Annotated in this window: 23 protein-coding genes and 1 tRNA gene; 18 read left to right on the top strand and 6 right to left on the bottom strand. The window is 70.5% G+C overall.

What is annotated here, in order from left to right:
• Positions 1–51: 51 nt before the first annotated feature.
• Positions 52–1,152 (bottom strand): ABC transporter ATP-binding protein, encoded by a 1,101-nt coding sequence (locus QOL16_RS15400; protein WP_065962443.1) that lies wholly within the window; start codon positions 1,150–1,152, stop codon positions 52–54.
• Between the two features lie 248 nt (positions 1,153–1,400).
• On the opposite strand from QOL16_RS15400, the gene QOL16_RS15395 reads away from it, so the two are divergent.
• Complete coding sequence (locus QOL16_RS15395; protein WP_065962441.1) at positions 1,401–2,324, top strand: thioredoxin domain-containing protein; 924 nt, start codon at positions 1,401–1,403, stop codon at positions 2,322–2,324.
• Between the two features lie 195 nt (positions 2,325–2,519).
• Here the strand turns inward: QOL16_RS15395 and QOL16_RS15390 are convergent, their stop codons facing one another.
• Positions 2,520–3,410 carry a neutral zinc metallopeptidase gene (locus QOL16_RS15390; RefSeq protein WP_065962439.1) on the bottom strand — a complete coding sequence of 297 codons (891 nt, stop codon included), beginning with the start codon at positions 3,408–3,410 and terminating at the stop codon, positions 2,520–2,522.
• Between the two features lie 138 nt (positions 3,411–3,548).
• On the opposite strand from QOL16_RS15390, the gene QOL16_RS15385 reads away from it, so the two are divergent.
• Positions 3,549–4,490: a 2-deoxy-5-keto-D-gluconate 6-phosphate aldolase domain-containing protein gene (locus QOL16_RS15385; RefSeq protein ID WP_071285016.1), complete on the top strand. Its 942-nt coding sequence runs from the start codon at positions 3,549–3,551 to the stop codon at positions 4,488–4,490.
• Positions 4,491–4,601: 111 nt separating this feature from the next.
• Here the strand turns inward: QOL16_RS15385 and QOL16_RS15380 are convergent, their stop codons facing one another.
• Positions 4,602–5,363: an NAD(P)H-hydrate epimerase gene (locus QOL16_RS15380; RefSeq protein WP_071285000.1), complete on the bottom strand. Its 762-nt coding sequence runs from the start codon at positions 5,361–5,363 to the stop codon at positions 4,602–4,604.
• 35 nt (positions 5,364–5,398) lie between these two features.
• Between QOL16_RS15380 and QOL16_RS15375 the strand changes: the two genes are divergently transcribed.
• The 3 genes from QOL16_RS15375 to QOL16_RS15365 all read left to right on the top strand — a co-directional run bounded on the left by QOL16_RS15375 (position 5,399) and on the right by QOL16_RS15365 (position 8,474).
• On the top strand, positions 5,399–6,190 hold the full coding sequence (locus QOL16_RS15375; RefSeq protein ID WP_071284999.1) for an alpha/beta fold hydrolase: 792 nt from the start codon (positions 5,399–5,401) through the stop codon (positions 6,188–6,190).
• A 180-nt stretch (positions 6,191–6,370) separates the two neighbouring features.
• Positions 6,371–7,402 carry an aldo/keto reductase gene (locus QOL16_RS15370; protein WP_065962431.1) on the top strand — a complete coding sequence of 344 codons (1,032 nt, stop codon included), beginning with the start codon at positions 6,371–6,373 and terminating at the stop codon, positions 7,400–7,402.
• A gap of 322 nt (positions 7,403–7,724) precedes the next feature.
• Positions 7,725–8,474, top strand: coding sequence for a DUF3800 domain-containing protein (locus tag QOL16_RS15365; protein WP_083395091.1), 750 nt, complete (start codon positions 7,725–7,727; stop codon positions 8,472–8,474).
• A gap of 127 nt (positions 8,475–8,601) precedes the next feature.
• Here QOL16_RS15365 and QOL16_RS15360 read toward each other — a convergent pair.
• Positions 8,602–8,668, bottom strand: a tRNA-Ser gene (locus QOL16_RS15360).
• Between the two features lie 300 nt (positions 8,669–8,968).
• Between QOL16_RS15360 and QOL16_RS15355 the strand changes: the two genes are divergently transcribed.
• Positions 8,969–10,210 (top strand): tyrosine-type recombinase/integrase, encoded by a 1,242-nt coding sequence (locus QOL16_RS15355; protein ID WP_071284997.1) that lies wholly within the window; start codon positions 8,969–8,971, stop codon positions 10,208–10,210.
• Here the strand turns inward: QOL16_RS15355 and QOL16_RS15350 are convergent.
• On the bottom strand, positions 10,161–10,523 hold the full coding sequence (locus tag QOL16_RS15350; RefSeq protein ID WP_083395090.1) for an ImmA/IrrE family metallo-endopeptidase: 363 nt from the start codon (positions 10,521–10,523) through the stop codon (positions 10,161–10,163). The two genes, QOL16_RS15355 and QOL16_RS15350, sit on opposite strands and share 50 nt — an antisense overlap.
• Positions 10,524–10,541: 18 nt before the next feature.
• Positions 10,542–10,934, bottom strand: coding sequence for a helix-turn-helix transcriptional regulator (locus QOL16_RS15345; protein ID WP_071284996.1), 393 nt, complete (start codon positions 10,932–10,934; stop codon positions 10,542–10,544).
• Between the two features lie 94 nt (positions 10,935–11,028).
• On the opposite strand from QOL16_RS15345, the gene QOL16_RS15340 reads away from it, so the two are divergent.
• From QOL16_RS15340 to QOL16_RS15285, 12 genes are all read left to right on the top strand, one after another.
• On the top strand, positions 11,029–11,247 hold the full coding sequence (locus tag QOL16_RS15340) for a hypothetical protein (RefSeq protein WP_139266466.1): 219 nt from the start codon (positions 11,029–11,031) through the stop codon (positions 11,245–11,247).
• Positions 11,244–11,483: a hypothetical protein gene (locus tag QOL16_RS15335; protein ID WP_071284995.1), complete on the top strand. Its 240-nt coding sequence runs from the start codon at positions 11,244–11,246 to the stop codon at positions 11,481–11,483. The genes QOL16_RS15340 and QOL16_RS15335 overlap by 4 nt, the downstream gene beginning before the upstream one ends.
• A 380-nt stretch (positions 11,484–11,863) precedes the next feature.
• Positions 11,864–12,367: a hypothetical protein gene (locus QOL16_RS15330; protein ID WP_071284994.1), complete on the top strand. Its 504-nt coding sequence runs from the start codon at positions 11,864–11,866 to the stop codon at positions 12,365–12,367.
• Positions 12,364–12,678, top strand: coding sequence for a hypothetical protein (locus tag QOL16_RS15325; protein WP_071284993.1), 315 nt, complete (start codon positions 12,364–12,366; stop codon positions 12,676–12,678). Before QOL16_RS15330 ends, QOL16_RS15325 begins: the two co-directional genes overlap by 4 nt.
• On the top strand, positions 12,675–12,848 hold the full coding sequence (locus QOL16_RS15320) for a hypothetical protein (protein ID WP_175473115.1): 174 nt from the start codon (positions 12,675–12,677) through the stop codon (positions 12,846–12,848). The genes QOL16_RS15325 and QOL16_RS15320 overlap by 4 nt, the downstream gene beginning before the upstream one ends.
• Positions 12,845–13,009: a hypothetical protein gene (locus QOL16_RS15315; RefSeq protein WP_175473114.1), complete on the top strand. Its 165-nt coding sequence runs from the start codon at positions 12,845–12,847 to the stop codon at positions 13,007–13,009. The genes QOL16_RS15320 and QOL16_RS15315 overlap by 4 nt, the downstream gene beginning before the upstream one ends.
• Complete coding sequence (locus tag QOL16_RS15310; RefSeq protein ID WP_071284992.1) at positions 13,006–13,320, top strand: hypothetical protein; 315 nt, start codon at positions 13,006–13,008, stop codon at positions 13,318–13,320. The genes QOL16_RS15315 and QOL16_RS15310 overlap by 4 nt, the downstream gene beginning before the upstream one ends.
• Complete coding sequence (locus tag QOL16_RS15305; RefSeq protein WP_254780296.1) at positions 13,317–13,823, top strand: phage N-6-adenine-methyltransferase; 507 nt, start codon at positions 13,317–13,319, stop codon at positions 13,821–13,823. The genes QOL16_RS15310 and QOL16_RS15305 overlap by 4 nt, the downstream gene beginning before the upstream one ends.
• Positions 13,820–14,140: a hypothetical protein gene (locus QOL16_RS15300; protein WP_071284990.1), complete on the top strand. Its 321-nt coding sequence runs from the start codon at positions 13,820–13,822 to the stop codon at positions 14,138–14,140. Before QOL16_RS15305 ends, QOL16_RS15300 begins: the two co-directional genes overlap by 4 nt.
• Complete coding sequence (locus tag QOL16_RS15295) at positions 14,137–15,237, top strand: DNA cytosine methyltransferase (protein WP_071284989.1); 1,101 nt, start codon at positions 14,137–14,139, stop codon at positions 15,235–15,237. The genes QOL16_RS15300 and QOL16_RS15295 overlap by 4 nt, the downstream gene beginning before the upstream one ends.
• Positions 15,234–15,437 carry a hypothetical protein gene (locus QOL16_RS15290; protein ID WP_071284988.1) on the top strand — a complete coding sequence of 68 codons (204 nt, stop codon included), beginning with the start codon at positions 15,234–15,236 and terminating at the stop codon, positions 15,435–15,437. Before QOL16_RS15295 ends, QOL16_RS15290 begins: the two co-directional genes overlap by 4 nt.
• Positions 15,434–15,838: an HNH endonuclease signature motif containing protein gene (locus QOL16_RS15285; RefSeq protein ID WP_071284987.1), complete on the top strand. Its 405-nt coding sequence runs from the start codon at positions 15,434–15,436 to the stop codon at positions 15,836–15,838. The genes QOL16_RS15290 and QOL16_RS15285 overlap by 4 nt, the downstream gene beginning before the upstream one ends.

Below are 15,838 nucleotides of genomic sequence, written 5' to 3'. Positions count from 1 at the left end.
GGGAGGCGCGGTGCCAGTCGGCACCGCGCCTCCCGTCCGGCTCGGACAGCGTCAGGCGCTGACGACGGCCTTGTCGTCGAGGCGCTCGCCCGACTCGGTGTCGAAGGCGTGGACGTGGCCCTGCTTCGGCGAGACGACGATCGTGTCACCGATCGACGGGTGCGCGCGGCCGTCGACGCGGGCGACGATGTCGACGCGCTGGTTGTTCACGTCGGCGTGACCGTAGAGGTAGCCGTCGGCGCCGAGCTCCTCGACCACGTCGACCGTGACGGGCAGGCCGTCACCCGACGGGGACACGATGATGTCCTCGGGGCGGACGCCGACCGTGATCTGCGCGGCGCGGGCGTTCGACAGCGTGTCGCGGTCGAGCGGGTGGTTCAGCGAACCGAAGCGGATGCCGCCCTCGACGACGTCGGCCGGCAGCAGGTTCATCGCCGGCGAGCCGATGAAGCCCGCGACGAAGACGTTGTTCGGCTTCTCGTACAGATCGCGCGGCGAGCCGACCTGCTGCAGGATGCCGTCCTTGAGCACCGCGATGCGGTCGCCCATGGTCAGCGCCTCGGTCTGGTCGTGCGTGACGTAGACCGTGGTGACGCCCAGGCGACGCTGGAGCGACGCGATCTGGGTGCGGGTCTGGACACGGAGCTTGGCGTCGAGGTTCGACAGCGGCTCGTCCATGAGGAACACCTGCGGCTGACGGACGATCGCGCGGCCCATCGCGACGCGCTGACGCTGACCACCGGAGAGCGCCTTCGGCTTGCGGCCGAGGTACTGCTCGAGGTCGAGGAGCTTGGCTGCCTCCTGCACGCGGGTGGCGCGCTCCTCCTTGCCGACGCCGGCGATCTTGAGCGCGAAGCCCATGTTCTCGGCGACGGTCATGTGCGGGTACAGCGCGTAGTTCTGGAAGACCATCGCGATGTCGCGGTCCTTCGGCGGGACGTCGGTGACGTCGCGGTCGCCGATGCGGATCGCGCCGGAGTTGACCTCTTCGAGGCCGGCGAGCATGCGCAGCGAGGTGGACTTGCCGCAGCCCGAGGGGCCGACGAGGACGAGGAACTCGCCGTCCGCGACGTCGAGGTCGAGGGAGTCGACCGCGGGACGGTTGCCTCCGGGGTAGAGACGGGTTGCCTTGTCGTAGGTGACGGACGCCATGAGCGTTCGATCCTTCCTTCACCGGCAGGTACGTGCCGGACGATCCGTTGTGAAGCGGTTGCCCGTGGGGGCCCCGGATGGTCGTCGTCGACCATCGGTGCTCATACAACACGAGTTCTCCCGGCGGCGCCAGTGCTCCGGTGGACCTGGTTGGCTGGTCCCAGGAAGGACCACTACGATCGCTTGGTCCGTCCGCCGTGCGGGGGAAGGCCGTGCGGACGTCAGGATCAACGTGAGGACACCGACGCATGACCAACCGCCCCGAGGGTGACGCACGCGCCGCGCGCAACGAACGACGGGAAGCCGCACGCCAGCGGGCCCAGAAGATCCGGACGCAGCAGAAGCGCCGGCAGCGTGGCACCCGGCTCGGCCTGCAGATCGGCCTGGGCGTGGTGCTCGTCGCCGCCGCCACGATCGTCACGCTCGTCATCGTCGACTCGACGAAGCCCGCCGGTCCCGGACCCGCGAACATGTCGCAGGGCGGCATCACGATCGGGCAGGGGCTCCGCGCGGTCGGTGCCTCCTCGTCGCCGGAGCCGGACGCCAGTGCCTCCGGTGCGACGGCCGGGGCGAGCGCCGTGCGCATCACGATGTACGTCGACTACCTCTGCCCGACGTGCGGTCAGTTCGAGAAGGCCAACGGCGACTACATCGAGAGCCTCGCCGAGTCCGGAGCCGCGACGGTCGACATCCACCCGGTCGCGATCCTCAGCAACCGCTCGCAGGGCACGAAGTACTCGCTCCGCGCCGCGAACGCCGCAGCGTGCGTCGCCGACCGGTCGCCGGACCAGTTCTTCGCCGTGCACCGGGCGCTGTACGCGCAGCAGCCCGAGGAGGGCACGGCCGGCCTGACCGACGCGCAGCTCGAGCGCCTCGTCACCGGCGTCCGCGGGGTGCAGGACAAGGCGGCGGTCCGCGACTGCATCGCCGACCAGACGTACGCCAAGTGGGTCGACGAGCGCACGACCGCGGTGACCGACGGGGACATCCCCGGCTCGTCGCTCTCCGAGTTCCCCGGCACCCCGCTCGTGCTCGTGAACGGCAAGCAGTACGAGCTCACCGCGCCGATCACCAACGACGACTTCCGGTCCTTCGTGGTGTCGGCTGCGGGTGCCACCGAGGGCACCCCGACCCCCACGCCCAGCGCGAGCGCCTCGCCCACCGCGGGCTGACGCGCGTCGCGCGCCGTCGGGTGCGCACCCGACGTGACGGCACGTCGCGACGTGCCCCGCTGACGGACGGGAGGCTCCCCACCGGACCGGTGGGGAGCCTCCCGTCCGTCAGGGGGCACCCGGGTGCCGTGTCCCGCCGTCCGCGGGACCGGTGCGCGTGGCCGCGCGCGTCGGCGCGCGTCGCTGCGAGCGTCCCTAGAGGGACGAGCCCGGCACGCTGAACGTGTCGCAGGACCCCGCGCCCTGCTCGTACCCGCGGGTGAACCAGTCCTGCCGCTGCTCGCTCGTGCCGTGCGTGAACGAGTCCGGGTCGACCCGACCGGTCGCGCGCTCCTGGATGCTGTCGTCGCCCACCGCGCTCGCCGCGGAGAGCGCGTCGGCGATCTCCTGGCGGGTCACCGGCTCGAAGAAGGTGTTCCCGTCGGCGTCCTTCGTGGTCGCCGCCGACCCGACCCAGGCACCGGCGTAGCAGTCCGCCTGCAGCTCGGTGCGCACGCTGCCCGAGGACGCCCCGGATCCGGACCGGTCGGTCGAGGCGAACGTGCCCTGGAGCTGCTGCACGTGGTGGCCCCACTCGTGCGCGACGACGTACATCTGCGCGAGCGGACCGCCCGACGACCCGTAGCGGGACTGCAGGTCGTCGTAGAAGGCGGTGTCGAGGTACACGGCGCGGTCCGGCGGGCAGTAGAACGGGCCGGTCGCCGCGGATGCCTGGCCGCACGAGGTGTCCGTCGAGCCGTCGAAGAGCCAGAACGCGGGGGTGTCGTACGAGAACCCGAGCGTGCGGGCCTCCTGCGTCCAGTAGGCGTCGAGCGACTCGGCCGCGCCCTCCATCCGGCACTCCACGCGCAGGTTGGCGTCCCGCCCGGTCCGGCACTCCTGGGTCGCGTCGACCGTCTCGCCCTGCTGCTGCACCTGGGTCGTCCCGCCGTCGCCGACGATGCCGCTCAGGTCGACGCCGGTGAACTGGGCGATCAGGAACACCACGATCGCGCCGATGCCGACCGCGCCACCGCCGACGGCTACCCCGCGGCCGCGGCGCTTCACCTTCCCGCCGGAGAGCCGGGAGTCCTCGTTGAACGTCATGCTCCGAACGTACGGTGCGGCGGGCGGGGCGTCCGCAGGTGTCGGGGGAACGGTCCGGCGCGCGCAGTGGCCACCCGATCCGGAGCCGTACCGCGCCCACCGAGCCGCCCCGGAGGATGTGCGAGCAGCATGGGCGGCATGGCCGACCTCGACGAGCAGCACCCCCTCTTCCTCCTGGCGATGGACCAGCGGTCCTCGCTGCTGGAGCACACCTACGGCGACGACTCCGGAGAGCCGACCGACGAGGCCGACGCCCAGCGCGTCCGCGCGGGCAAGCAGCTCGTGTACCGCGGCGTGCTCGCGGCGCTCGCCGCCGGTGCCTCGCGTGCCCGCACGGGCGTGCTCGTCGACGAGCGGTACGGCGCGGAGGTCGCCCGGCTCGTCACCGAGGCGGGACTGCGGCTCGCGATGCCGATCGAGCGGTCCGGCGAGGAGTGGTTCCAGCTGGAGTACGGCGACGACTGGGTCGCGCACGTCGACGCGTTCGACCCCGACCTCGTGAAGGTGCTCGTCCGCGACAACCCGGCCTTCGACGCCGAGGAACGCCGCGGTCAGGCCGAGCGGCTCGCCGAGGTGTCCCGCACCCTGCACGACGCCGGACGCACGTTCCTGGTCGAGCTGCTCGTCCCGGGCACCGACGAGCAGCAGGCCGCGACGGACGACTACGACCGCGACGTCCGGCCGGGACTCGTCGTCGCGTCGATCGGGTACCTGCAGGAGCACGGGGTGGAGGCCGACGTCTGGAAGCTCGAGGGTCTCGACCGCACCGAGGACGCCGAGCGCGTCGTCGCAGCCGCCCGCGCCGGCGGTCGCGACCACGTGCAGTGCATCGTGCTCGGCCGCGACGCCCCCGAGGAGCAGGTCGACCACTGGCTCCGGACGGCCGCGCCCGTCGACGGGTTCGTCGGCTTCGCGATCGGTCGGAGCAACTGGCAGGAGGCCCTCGACGAGGTCGTGCAGCAGGGCCTCGACGACGAGGCGGCCGAACGGCAGATCGCCGCGAACTACCGGCACTTCGTCGACATGTGGCTCGAGGCGCGGCCGGACGTCGTGGACGGGCTCGACGCCGGCGGGCGCTGACGCCCTTGCCTGCTGACCCCGATCAGCGCTGACCCCGGCGAGCACGAGCATCGGTCTGCGCGCAGGGGTCGGTGCTGACCCGGTGCTGACCCGGTGCTGCCCCGGTGCGGCTCAGGTGCGGACGAGCGGCTCCACCGCCGCGAGCTCGTCGCCGATGCCCACGTCGACCAACTCGACCCGACCGGCGAGGGTCGCTCCCGGCCCGCGGAGCAGCCCGGCCTTGACCCCGCCGAACGTCACCGTCACGTCGGCGTGCAGCACGTGCTCGTCCGCCACACCGCCGGTGTCCGGGTCGACGCCGCTCGGCAGGTCCACCGCCACCACGAACGGCGCCCGCTGGTCGCGGGCGAGCTCGCGGACGGCGTCGACCACATCGCGCGCGGGCGAGCGCAGGGCCACCGGACCCGACGCCCCGATCCCGAGGATGCCGTCGAGCAGCACGTCGGCCGCCGCAGCGGCCTCGGTCACGACGGCCGCGAGCCGCGGCCCGTCCGGGACCGCTGCGGCGCGGAGCACGTCCGCCGCCCCGGCGTCGGCACGCGACGGACCGGGACCGGCCAGGAGGCGCGCCCCGGCGTCCAGCGCCGCTGCCAGGCCCGCCTCGTGCACGCGTGCGCCGACGCGCACCAGTGCCACGCGCCTCCCGTCCGACGCCAGGCGGGCCGCCGCGAACAGGGCGTCCCCGCCGTTGTCGCCGCTGCCCACCAGCACAAGGACCGACCCCGGACCGTCGACGGGCCGGACCGCCGGGTCGTCGAGCAGGTCGCCGATGATCCGCGCCAACCCGTCCGCCGCGCGCTGCATGAGGGGTTCCCCCGCCTCGAGGTGCGGCCGTTCCGCCGCCCGGACCTGATCGCCGCCGTAACCGTCCATGCCCACCACCCTGCCCCCGGTAGCCTGGTGGCGCCATGTCACTCGTCCCCGAAGCACCCCGTCCCCGTGCCGTGATGTCGCCCGACGGGCTCAAGCTCGCGACCTACGACTTCGGCGACCCGGACGCCCCCGTCGTCGTCGCGGTGCACGGGTTCGCGTCCGGCGCAGTCCTCAACTGGCACGCCTCCGGCTGGACCCGCGACCTCGTCCGCGCCGGACACCGGGTCGTCGCGCTCGACCAGCGCGGCCACGGTGCCTCGTCGAAGCCGCACGACCCCTCCGCGTACTCGATGGACCTGCTCGTCGCGGACGTCACCACGGTCATCGACACCTACCTGCTGTCCGACGTCGTGTTCCTCGGCTACTCGCTCGGCGCCCGCGTCGGCTGGCACACCGCCGAGCGCATCCCGGACCGCATCTCGCGTGCCGTGCTCGGCGGCATCCCGGACGCCGACCCGATGCGCCGCGTGGCCGTCGACCAGGCGAAGGCGTACATCGCCGACGGGACCCCGATCGAGGACCGCGTGACGAACGGGTACCTGCAGATGGCGGGCAGCATCGAGGGCAACGACCTGCAGGCGCTCGTCGCGATGGTCGAGGGGATGCGGGACAGCATCGAGCCGACGCCGCAGAACGCCCCGACGCAGCCGATCCTGATGGCCGCCGGCAGCGAGGACGGGATCAAGGACAGCGCGGTGCGACTGGCGGAGGCGGCGCCGGACGCGTCGTTCTTCGAGATCCCGGGGCGGAACCACTTCAACGCGCCGACGTCGCGGCACTTCCGTGAGGCGGCGATCGCGTTCATCGGGGGCGGGACCACGCAGTGACACCGTTCGGCGCCCCCACGTCGCGGCACTTCCGGGAGGCGGCGATCGGGTTCATCCGGGGCGGGACCACGCAGTGATCGCGTTCATCGAGGGGTGACGCCGGTCCGTCCTGTCCGGACCGCGCTGACAGGTACTCGCGGGTCCTCCTCCGCGCACCGCGCCGGGCGTAGCGTCCGGCGCATGGACTACAGACTCCTCGGCAACAGCGGGACATCGGTGTCGACGCTGACCCTCGGCACCATGACGTTCGGCAGCGAAGCCGACGAACCCACCTCCCACCAGATCCTCGATGCGTTCGTCGCGGCCGGCGGCACCCTCGTCGACACGGCGGACGTGTACTCCGGCAACGAGTCCGAGCGCATCATCGGCCGCTGGCTCGCCGCCCACCCCACCGAGGCGCGCCAGGTCGTCCTCGCGACGAAGGGCCGCTTCCCCCAGGGCGACGGACCGAACGACCTCGGCCTGTCCCGACGGCACCTCCGGGTCGCCCTCGACGCCTCGCTCGAGCGACTCGGCGTCGACCACATCGACCTGTACCAGATGCACGCCTGGGACGCCCTGACGCCGATCGAGGAGACCCTGCGCTTCCTCGACGACGCGGTGTCCGCGGGCAAGATCGGCACCTACGGGTTCTCGAACTACCTCGGCTACCAGGTCACGAAGGCCGTGTACGAGGCGAAGGCGCACGGCTGGGCCCCGCCGGTGACGCTGCAGCCGCAGTACAACCTGCTCGTGCGCGACATCGAGCACGAGGTCGTCCCCGCCTGCCTCGACGCGGGCATCGGCCTGCTGCCCTGGTCCCCGTTGGCCGGCGGGTGGCTCACCGGCAAGTACCAGCGCGACGAGGCACCGACCGGGGCGACCCGCCTCGGCGAGGACCCCGCACGCGGCATGGAGGCGTGGGAGGCCCGGAACGCCGACGAGCGCACCTGGGCCGTGCTCGACGCCGTGTCCGCGGTCGCCGATGCACACGGGGCGTCGCGGTCGCAGGTCGCCCTCGCCTGGCTGCTCGCGCGTCCCGCCGTCACGAGCGTGATCCTCGGCGTGCGGACCCTGTCGCAGCTCGAGGACAACCTCGGCGCGGCCGACCTCGTCCTGACCGACGACGAGTTGCGGACCCTGACCGACGCGAGCGCCCCGCGGGTCGACGACTACCCCTACGGCACCGCGGGCGTCGCGCAGCGTGAGCGGAAGATCACCGGCGGACGCTGAGGCACCGGGCACCGAGCAGCAGGGACCCGGCGCCGGGCGCGGGGCGCCGTGGGCCGCGCGCCCGACGCACCCGGCCGAGCCGGTTCCGGCATGATCGTGCGGGAACCCGCGGAGTCGCCGGAAATCGTGGACACGTCCCCCGGACAGGTGTCATCCTCGGGACACGGCCGGCTGGTTACCGCGTCGAGCGCCCGGAACACACCCTGATCCGTGTTCCACACGCGCCGAGAGGCCCGGACGATCACATCGTCCGGGCCTCTCGTCCGTCCACGGTCCGGGAGCCGGGAGCCGGGAGTCGGGAGACAGCTGCCCTCCCGCGGCGTTGCGGCATCGCCCGTCCGGAGCCGTTCGGCAACATGTCACCGTGCTGCTCTGCTACGTCGACGAATCGTTCAAGGACGACCTGTACGGCTTCGGGGCGGTGGTCGCGAACGCGGCGCAGACACGGGGACTGACACTGGAGCTCAACGACATCGTCGCGTCGCTCCTCGAGTACGGCGTCGCGCCACGCACCGAGATCCACGCCCACCCGGTGTTCCACGGCAAAGGGGTCTGGGATGCCGTTCCACCGCGTGTCCGCGTGAAGGTCTTCACCGACGTGGTCGACGCGGTCCGCGCGTCGGGAGCGACGGTGCTGCTCAGAGGGGTCAGCCCGGACCTGCTCGCGCGACACCAGGACCGGATGCGCTACCCCGATCGACACCCGCCGGAGCAGGTGGCGTTCCTGCACCTCCTGCAGCGTCTCGATCGGATCGCCTCGGCGCGGAGCGAGTACGCCCTCGTGATCGCCGATGAGCGCGCGGACCGGGACCGGCATCGCGAACGCTTCGCGGTGTACCAGGCGTACGGCACGCCGGGCAGCTACATGCACACGCGGCTCGAGCGGATCCTGGACACCGTCCACTTCGCGCCGAGCCACCACTCTCGGATGTTGCAGATCGCCGATCTGCTCGCCTTCGTGTGGGTGCGCTCGCTGACCGTCGCGGAACGGGACGATCGACAGGCTCGGACCATGTCCCGTCTCGTCGACTCGATCCTCGCCTGTTCGCAGGCAGTCGGATCCTGGCCGTGACGGGTGGTGCCGCTGCGTGACGGCCCGCTCCTGACGGCCGCGGATGCACGACAGCCCCGCACGCGGCGGGGCTGAAGGCGGTGCGGGCGGCGACGAGGTCGCGGCCTGCAGGTCCACAGTACAACAGGGCCGGCAGCGGGACTCGAACCCGCAACCCCCGTATTACAAGTACGGTGAAACTTCCCGAATCCGGCTTGCCAGGACTCGGATTGTGGGTGTAGCTTCTCAGATGTGCAAAATCAGCGATGATTGTGCACACACCAATGGCTACACGAATGGCACCACGACATGCAGCACCCACTCAGGAGAAGACCCTCCTGACGAGAGAAGGGCCGGCCCGCGCGCACGGACCAGCCCTGACGCCCCACCAGTGAAGCAAGCACCGGAGGAACACATGCACGCTACGACGTGCCACCGACAGAACAGAAGAGCAGCAGGGGACAACGGAGTCCCCGCCAACGGCAACGACACCAGAAGAACGTAGGGGAGAAGCGATGGCCAACCGGAAGGGCATGGGAGCCCTGTACAAGGACTCCCGCGGCTACTGGACCGGAGCCGTCACGCTCCCCTCACGCGACGGCGTCCGCCGACGCAAGGTCATCCGGGGCAGGGACCGCACCGTCGTCCTGAACCAGCTCGAGGAGCTGAAGCGCGAGCTCCGCGACAACGGCGACATCGACACCCGTGACGTGACCGTGAAGCAGTGGTTCACCTACTGGCTCGACAGCATCGTCACGAACGAGGTGCGTCCGAAGACCGCCGAGCGCTACCGGAACATCACCGAGCACTGGGTCATCCCCATCATCGGGGGCAAGAAGCTCCGCCAGCTCAGCGCCAGCGGTGTCCGCTCCGTCACCGACGCGATGGTCCGCGAAGGGCGCTCGCCGACGACGGCACTCACTGCGCACCGCATCATGTCGGTCGCGCTCGAGTGGGCCGTCCGCGAAGGGCGCATCAGCCGCAACCCCGCCAAGCTCATGGCCGCTCCACGAAAGGCCGTGTCGAACCTCGACGCCCTCAACCTGCAGGAAGCCCTCGACCTCTACGCCCACGTCCGCGACGCGGGCGGCCCCGGCTTCGCGCTCTGGGCAACGACACTCCTCACCGGCGCTCGCCGCGGGGAAGTGCTTGGCCTCGAAGCGGACCGGGTCGCCGGGGACGTCCTCGACATCTCCTGGCAGCTGCAGCGCCTGACCTGGCGGCACGGCTGCAACAAGCCGTGCGGGCGGAAGCGTGGAGCGGACTGCCCAGACCGACGGCTCGAGCTCCCGTCCGACTACGAACACCGGCAGGTCGCCGGCGGGCTGTTCCTCACCCGGCCGAAGTCCCGTAGTGGGTGGCGCACGCCACCGCTCGTGAAGCCGCTCGATGGCATTCTCCGTGCGCACCTCGAGGAGTTCCCGCCCGGCCCCAACGGCTTCGTCTTCACGAACAATGGGAAGCCGATCGACCCGTCTGACCACTCCCGAGCCTGGCGCAAGCTGCTCGTCGAGACGGGCATCGAGAAGAACGTCCGCCTCCACGACCTCCGGCACTCCACCGTCGACCTGCTCACTCTGGCGAACGTGTCCGATGACGTGATCATGCAGATCGTCGGTCACGCGTCCCGGCTGCAGACGAACGACTACCGACGCTGCAACGACGTCGCCCGCATGCGTGTTGGGCTGACGGCCTTCGGCGAGCTATTCACCCAGCCAGACGGTGGGTCAGCAGGAACACTCGAGCGAGGCGCGTAGACACGTCGAGCTCCCGCGCGAGTCGCGCGCAGTCGGGAGTCCACTTCATCAGCTCACGACACTCGTCCAGGTCGATCAGGTTGTTCGCTGCAACCCGGTCGGCCTGGACTTCGTGCTTGGGTCGGTCGTCCTCGTGACCGAGCAGCGCGTGTGCCACGCCGTGCGCGAGGGCCGATCGGTCATGCACCCGCCGCAGCCCTGAGCGCACGACGATCGTGTTCCGTTCCGGTAACCACAGCTCGTGCGCCGTCCGGATCGGTGAGTGCACCACGGCCAGCCCCAGCTGCTCCGCGTGCTCGTACGGGTCGTACATCTTCCCCCAGGTCGGTGGTTAGTCGAACTGCTCGTCGGTGTCCATCTCAGGGTCGATGGTCGCCGCTCGCTTCTTCTCCGCCTCGATCTCGTCGACCGACATGTCCTCGACTCGTCGAAGCGGAGTCACATTCTGACCCTGCACCTCTGACACAAGAGCCTCCATGCCGCCCATCCGACGCACGGCGCGATCTGAGAGCTCCGAGGGAGTGAGCCCTAGGCCGGACGCGATCTGAGCCATCTGGCTGAACGTGAAGTCCTGCGCGCCCGGGAGGAGCCGGTTCAGCGTCCCGTAGGGGACGCCGGAGCGGAGTGCGAGTTCCTTCACCGTGATGCCGAGTGCTGCGCGCTCGGCACGGATCTCGGCCGCGAGGGCTCGGTAGGCCGCTGATTTCGGGTCGTTGTTCTCCACGGCTGAGAGTCTAGAGCTCGGATCAGCAGCGAATAACGCAAATTTGGCAACTTTCATGTTGCGCTACCCGGATCTGGGTAGTAGCTTCTCACTCATGGAAACCAGAGCAGCAGCCGCAGCAACCGGAAGCGTCATCGACGCCCTCGGTCGTTCGGGCAACACGCTCGACACTCTTGCACAGGCCACCGGCATATCCGGCTCGGCCCTGCGTGCACGCCTCGACGAAACGTCGGAGCTCACGTGGGGGGAGCTGGTCATCGCCGGTGGCCTTTCGTGCGTCCACCCCTCCGACTTCGTGAGAGCAGCAGCATGACCGACAACATCGCCGCGGCCGAAGCCGCCGCTCCGGTCCTCCCGCAGGGCCGGCTCCTCTACACCACCCGCACCCTCGCCGAGGCGATCGACCGCTCGACGCAGTACGTCCGCACCGACGTCCGCAACGGACACCTCGTCGGCAAGCGTGAGAACGAGAAGAGCTCCTACTTCTTCACTCCCGAGGAGGCCGAGCGCTACGCCCGTTGGCTGGCCTCGGGCAGACCGGCCGCGTAGCAGCCGACCCCACATCTTCCGAACCGCGCGCCTCACGGAGGGCGCTGTTCGGCGCGCCCGGAAACGGCCCGAGAGGGCACGCCCCCGCCGCACCTGCTCGTTCAAAACTCCACAGCGTGAAGCAACACCGCGAGGCGTACACGGCACCCGTCGCTGGATAACCCGTCGCCTCGCACCCAGCACTACCCCGTCTCCACGGAGCGACGTAAGTGGGTCCCACGCCGGGACCCCAGCGCTGACGAGACAGCCCTGACAGCGGTTCAATCCCGCGGCACCCGTGACTCGGCAGCCACGGCAGGACACGACAGCGACGGAGCTGACCCGAACCTCCGCCGTCGCTGCTCCCTTCATCAGTCCAACGAGTCCAGGAGACGAACGCCATGACCTCGAACTATCCCAAGTCCTACGTCCTCGACCGCATCGGCGCTCGCCGCGTCAGCCTGCAGGCCAAGCAGAAGATCGAGACGGCGACGATCGCTGCTGCCGAGAAGGTCATCACCGACGACTACGCGGAGACGCTGCCGGAGCTGACCAACCGCATCAAGGACCTCCTCGCCTTCGCGAACAAGTCGAAGCTCACCGGCGAGATGCCGAAGGACCAGCAGGTGATCGCTCGCATCCGCGAAGAGGCACAGAAGATCGGCAACCCGCCGTACCGCATGCGCCACAACGAGCGGCCCGCTGACGTGGCGCAGCGTGACCGCACCGCCGCCAAGAGCCGACTCGCGGACATCACTCGCGAGCTCGACGCACTCGAGCACACCGAAGCGTACCTCCGCGGCACTCCGGTGGACGAGTTCTCCCTGACCAGCCTCAAGCGCCTCGGCCTCCTCGAGGCCATCAAGTTCAACCTCGACGACGCGATGAAGGCCGGAAGCAAATGAGCCCCGCAGCCCGCAGACACGACGTCGAGACCAGCCACGACGCGGCCGCAAGCGTCTACGAACCCACCGAGGTCCAGCAGCGAATCCTCGACATCCTCAAGCCGGCCGACTTCTTCGCCCGCTCGAGGGGCATGACCGATCAGGAGATCGTCGCCGAGTACCAGTCACGTGGCGGAGTGATCCCCACCGAGCAGTCGATCCGATCGCGACGAGCCGAGCTCGTGCGCCGCGGAGACGTCGTCTGGACTGGCGAGAAGAAGAAGATGCAGGGCACGCGCCGCGAGGCGCGCCTCTGGAAGGCCGTCCGATGAAGACCGCCCTCACCCTCGTCTACCTGTCCTTCATCGCGGGCCTGTTCGCCTCCATCACCGACCGGTACACGCCCCTCTGGACGGCGCTCGCCGCAGCGGTCGTCGTCCTGCTCGTCGCAGCGCTCCTCCGGGTCCACGCCGTCGTCAACGCGCCGCGGGCCGACGAGTGAGCGACGACAACCAGGCTGCCGCGAACCTCGCACCGCGCGGCTGGCGGAACTGGACCCGCTCCCGCCGCGGGAACGAGCTGCGTCGTGACCTCGCTGCGGTCGACGAGAGCCTCGTCGTGACCGACTGGTGGGAGACGGACGAGCCGGACGACGCATCGTGAGCCGTGCCCGCGGCCGCGAGCGTCGCCGCATCCTGGCGCAGCTCGAGCAGCAGCCCGTCCGCTACGCCGAGGAGCTCTCGCCCGCCCGGCTGCTGCAGACCACCGACGTCGGCCTCGTCGTCGCGTTCCGCACCGCCGGGCACCGCCTCTCACGCGAACCCCAGCACCGCACCATCGGCACGCTCATCGGCGTCCGCCCACCCGACACCAGCTCGCCGAACCGCATGCAGCTCGTCGTCCAGCAGGGCGTCGACCAGGCGACGTTCCTCGTGGACGTCGGCGAGCCGGTCACTATCCGGAGATCACCATGACCAGAGCGATGGGGTCGCACCAGTCGGCCCGCGCCAAGACCACCACCTGGCTCACCCCGCCCGACCTCGTCCACGCACTCGGCCCCTTCGACCTGGACCCTTGCGCAGCACCATCGCCGCGCCCGTGGTCCACCGCCGCGCGGCACATCGAACTTCCCGAAGACGGCCTCACCGCCGAGTGGGCCGGACACGTCTGGCTCAACCCTCCCTACTCGCACGAAGCATGGCGCTGGCTCGCCAAGCTCGCGGACCACGGAGACGGCATCGCCCTCGTCTTCGCCCGCACCGAGACCGCAGGATTCGTCGCCGAGGTCTGGGGCAAAGCCACCGCGCTCCTGTTCCTCCACGGCCGCCTCCACTTCCACCACGCCGACGGCACCCGCGCAGCCGCCAACAGCGGCGCACCATCCGTCCTCGTCGCCTACGGAGAACGCGCCGCCCAGCAACTCGAGCAGACGGCGCTCGCCGGATCGTTCGTGCGGCTACGAGGAGGGGTGCTGTGAGCCGGCGTGGAGGCGGCAGTGCCGCCGTCGGCTTCGGGCTCGAGCTCTACAAGCAGATCCGAGCCGAGTTCGAGGAGCACCGCACCGCAGCCTACGAAGCCGCACTCGAAGCGTGCAGGGGTCACCTCCTCAACGAGCGCGGGCGGAAGGCAGGCATCGACGCCTGGGACCTCTTCATCGGGAACGAAGCCCGAGCCCGCGCCTACGCGTCGGAAGAGCTACTCGAGCACTGGACCAAGCACCCCCGAGTGACCGTCGCCGCGTACGAGCGCCAGGTCCTCGACCGACACCTCTACGAATCAGGAGTAGCCGCATGATCGCCCTCGACCTCTTCGCCGGAACTGGCTGGGGTGTCGCCTGCGAACGTCTCGGGATCGAGGAGCACGGCGTGGAGATCATGCCGGAGGCCCTCGCCACCCGCACGGCCGCAGGCATGCGCACCACGTACACGGATGTCTGGGCCGGCCTCGCCGACACCACCCTCATCCCCGACCACCAGCTGCTCATCGCCTCGCCGCCATGCCAGACGTTCAGCATGGCCGGCAAGGGATCCGGCCGTGCCGCCCTCGACGACGTTCTCCGACTCATCGACACCAGAGCGTGGACACAGAAGGGCACCGCGCTCAGAGACGCGGCGAGCGCGGCGGGTCTCGACGATCGCACCGCGCTCGTCCTGTCGCCGCTGGCGTACGTCGCTCACTGCGGTCCGATGCATGTGGTGCTCGAGCAGGTGCCGACGGTTCTGCCCGTGTGGGAGGCCGTCGCGGTGCAGATGCGGGCGCTCGGCTACTCGGTCGTGACTGGGGTGCTGAACTCGGAGCAGTACGGGGTGCCGCAGACGAGGCGTCGGGCGTTCCTGATCGCTCGGCGTGACGGGGTCGAGGCGCGGTTGCCCGAGCCGACGCACTCGCGGTTCCACGTCAAGGACCCTGCCCGTCAGGATCCAGGGGTTCTCCCGTGGGTGAGCATGGCGGCAGCTCTCGGCTGGGGGATGACCGGTCGTCCGTCGCCGACGATCACCGGCGGCGGGACGGAGACCGGCGGCGCGGAACCGATCGCGAAGCTCAGCCGGTACACGGACCGCGACGACTGGGTGATGAGGTCGAACTACAGCACCAACGGCCGGGCCGGTGCCACCGCCGAGGAACGCGGCCGCACCATCCGCCACCTCGAGCAGCCCGCCGTCACCATCACCAGCAAGGTCCCGCAGTGGGACACCCCAACCTCCCGAGTGCGACTCACGCCATCCGAGGCGGCAGTCCTCCAGTCCTACCCGGCCGACTTCCCGTTCCAGGGCAAACAGGGGCAGCAGTACCTGCAGATCGGCAACGCCGTCCCACCCCTCCTCGGCCAGGCCGTCATCACCGCGGCGCTCGCCGGAGCCGTCCAGGCGACCGAGGAGGTGGCGGCGTGATCTGCACTACCGCACTCCTCGACGGCGGCCCCTCCGACGGCGAGAGAGTCCCCATCACCGGCGCGACCGAACTCCACGCCCCGGAGGTCATCACGACCCACGAGGGGCAAAGGCACCGCTACGTCGCGGCGGTCGGCCCCATCGCGGACCGGTGGCGGCAGACCGGCGTCGCGCTCTACAGCTGGAAGGGCGCGCTGTGATCGGACCCAAGACGGCGAAGCCCAGCGCGGCCGAGGAGAAGCAGGCGTACGCGATCGCCGCCGGTCGCGACGACCTCACTTGCCAGCGCTGTCTCGGCTGGTGTGGTGCGCCGCAGCAGGACCACCGGCAGAACCGGCAGCCCGGGAACACCGTGGCGTCGAACCTGCAGACACTCGGGCTCGTCTGCCACCAGTGGAAGACCGAGCACCCGGCCGACGCGCTTGCGGACGGCTGGGCGGTGCCCCGCTGGGCGGACCCGCGCGAGTGGCCTGCCCGCCGGTGGTTCCGCAACACGAACGGCGTCACCGTCCGCAAGGGCTGGTGCCTGTACACGAACACCGGCGCAGTCCTCGAGATCACGGAGGAGGAAGCCCGACAACGAATGGAAGGAGTGACGTGA

It is taken from the genome of Curtobacterium sp. MCBA15_004 (assembly GCF_001865055.2).
Classification (GTDB): Bacteria; Actinomycetota; Actinomycetes; order Actinomycetales; family Microbacteriaceae; genus Curtobacterium.
This window is presented reverse-complemented; position numbering and strand designations above follow the sequence as displayed.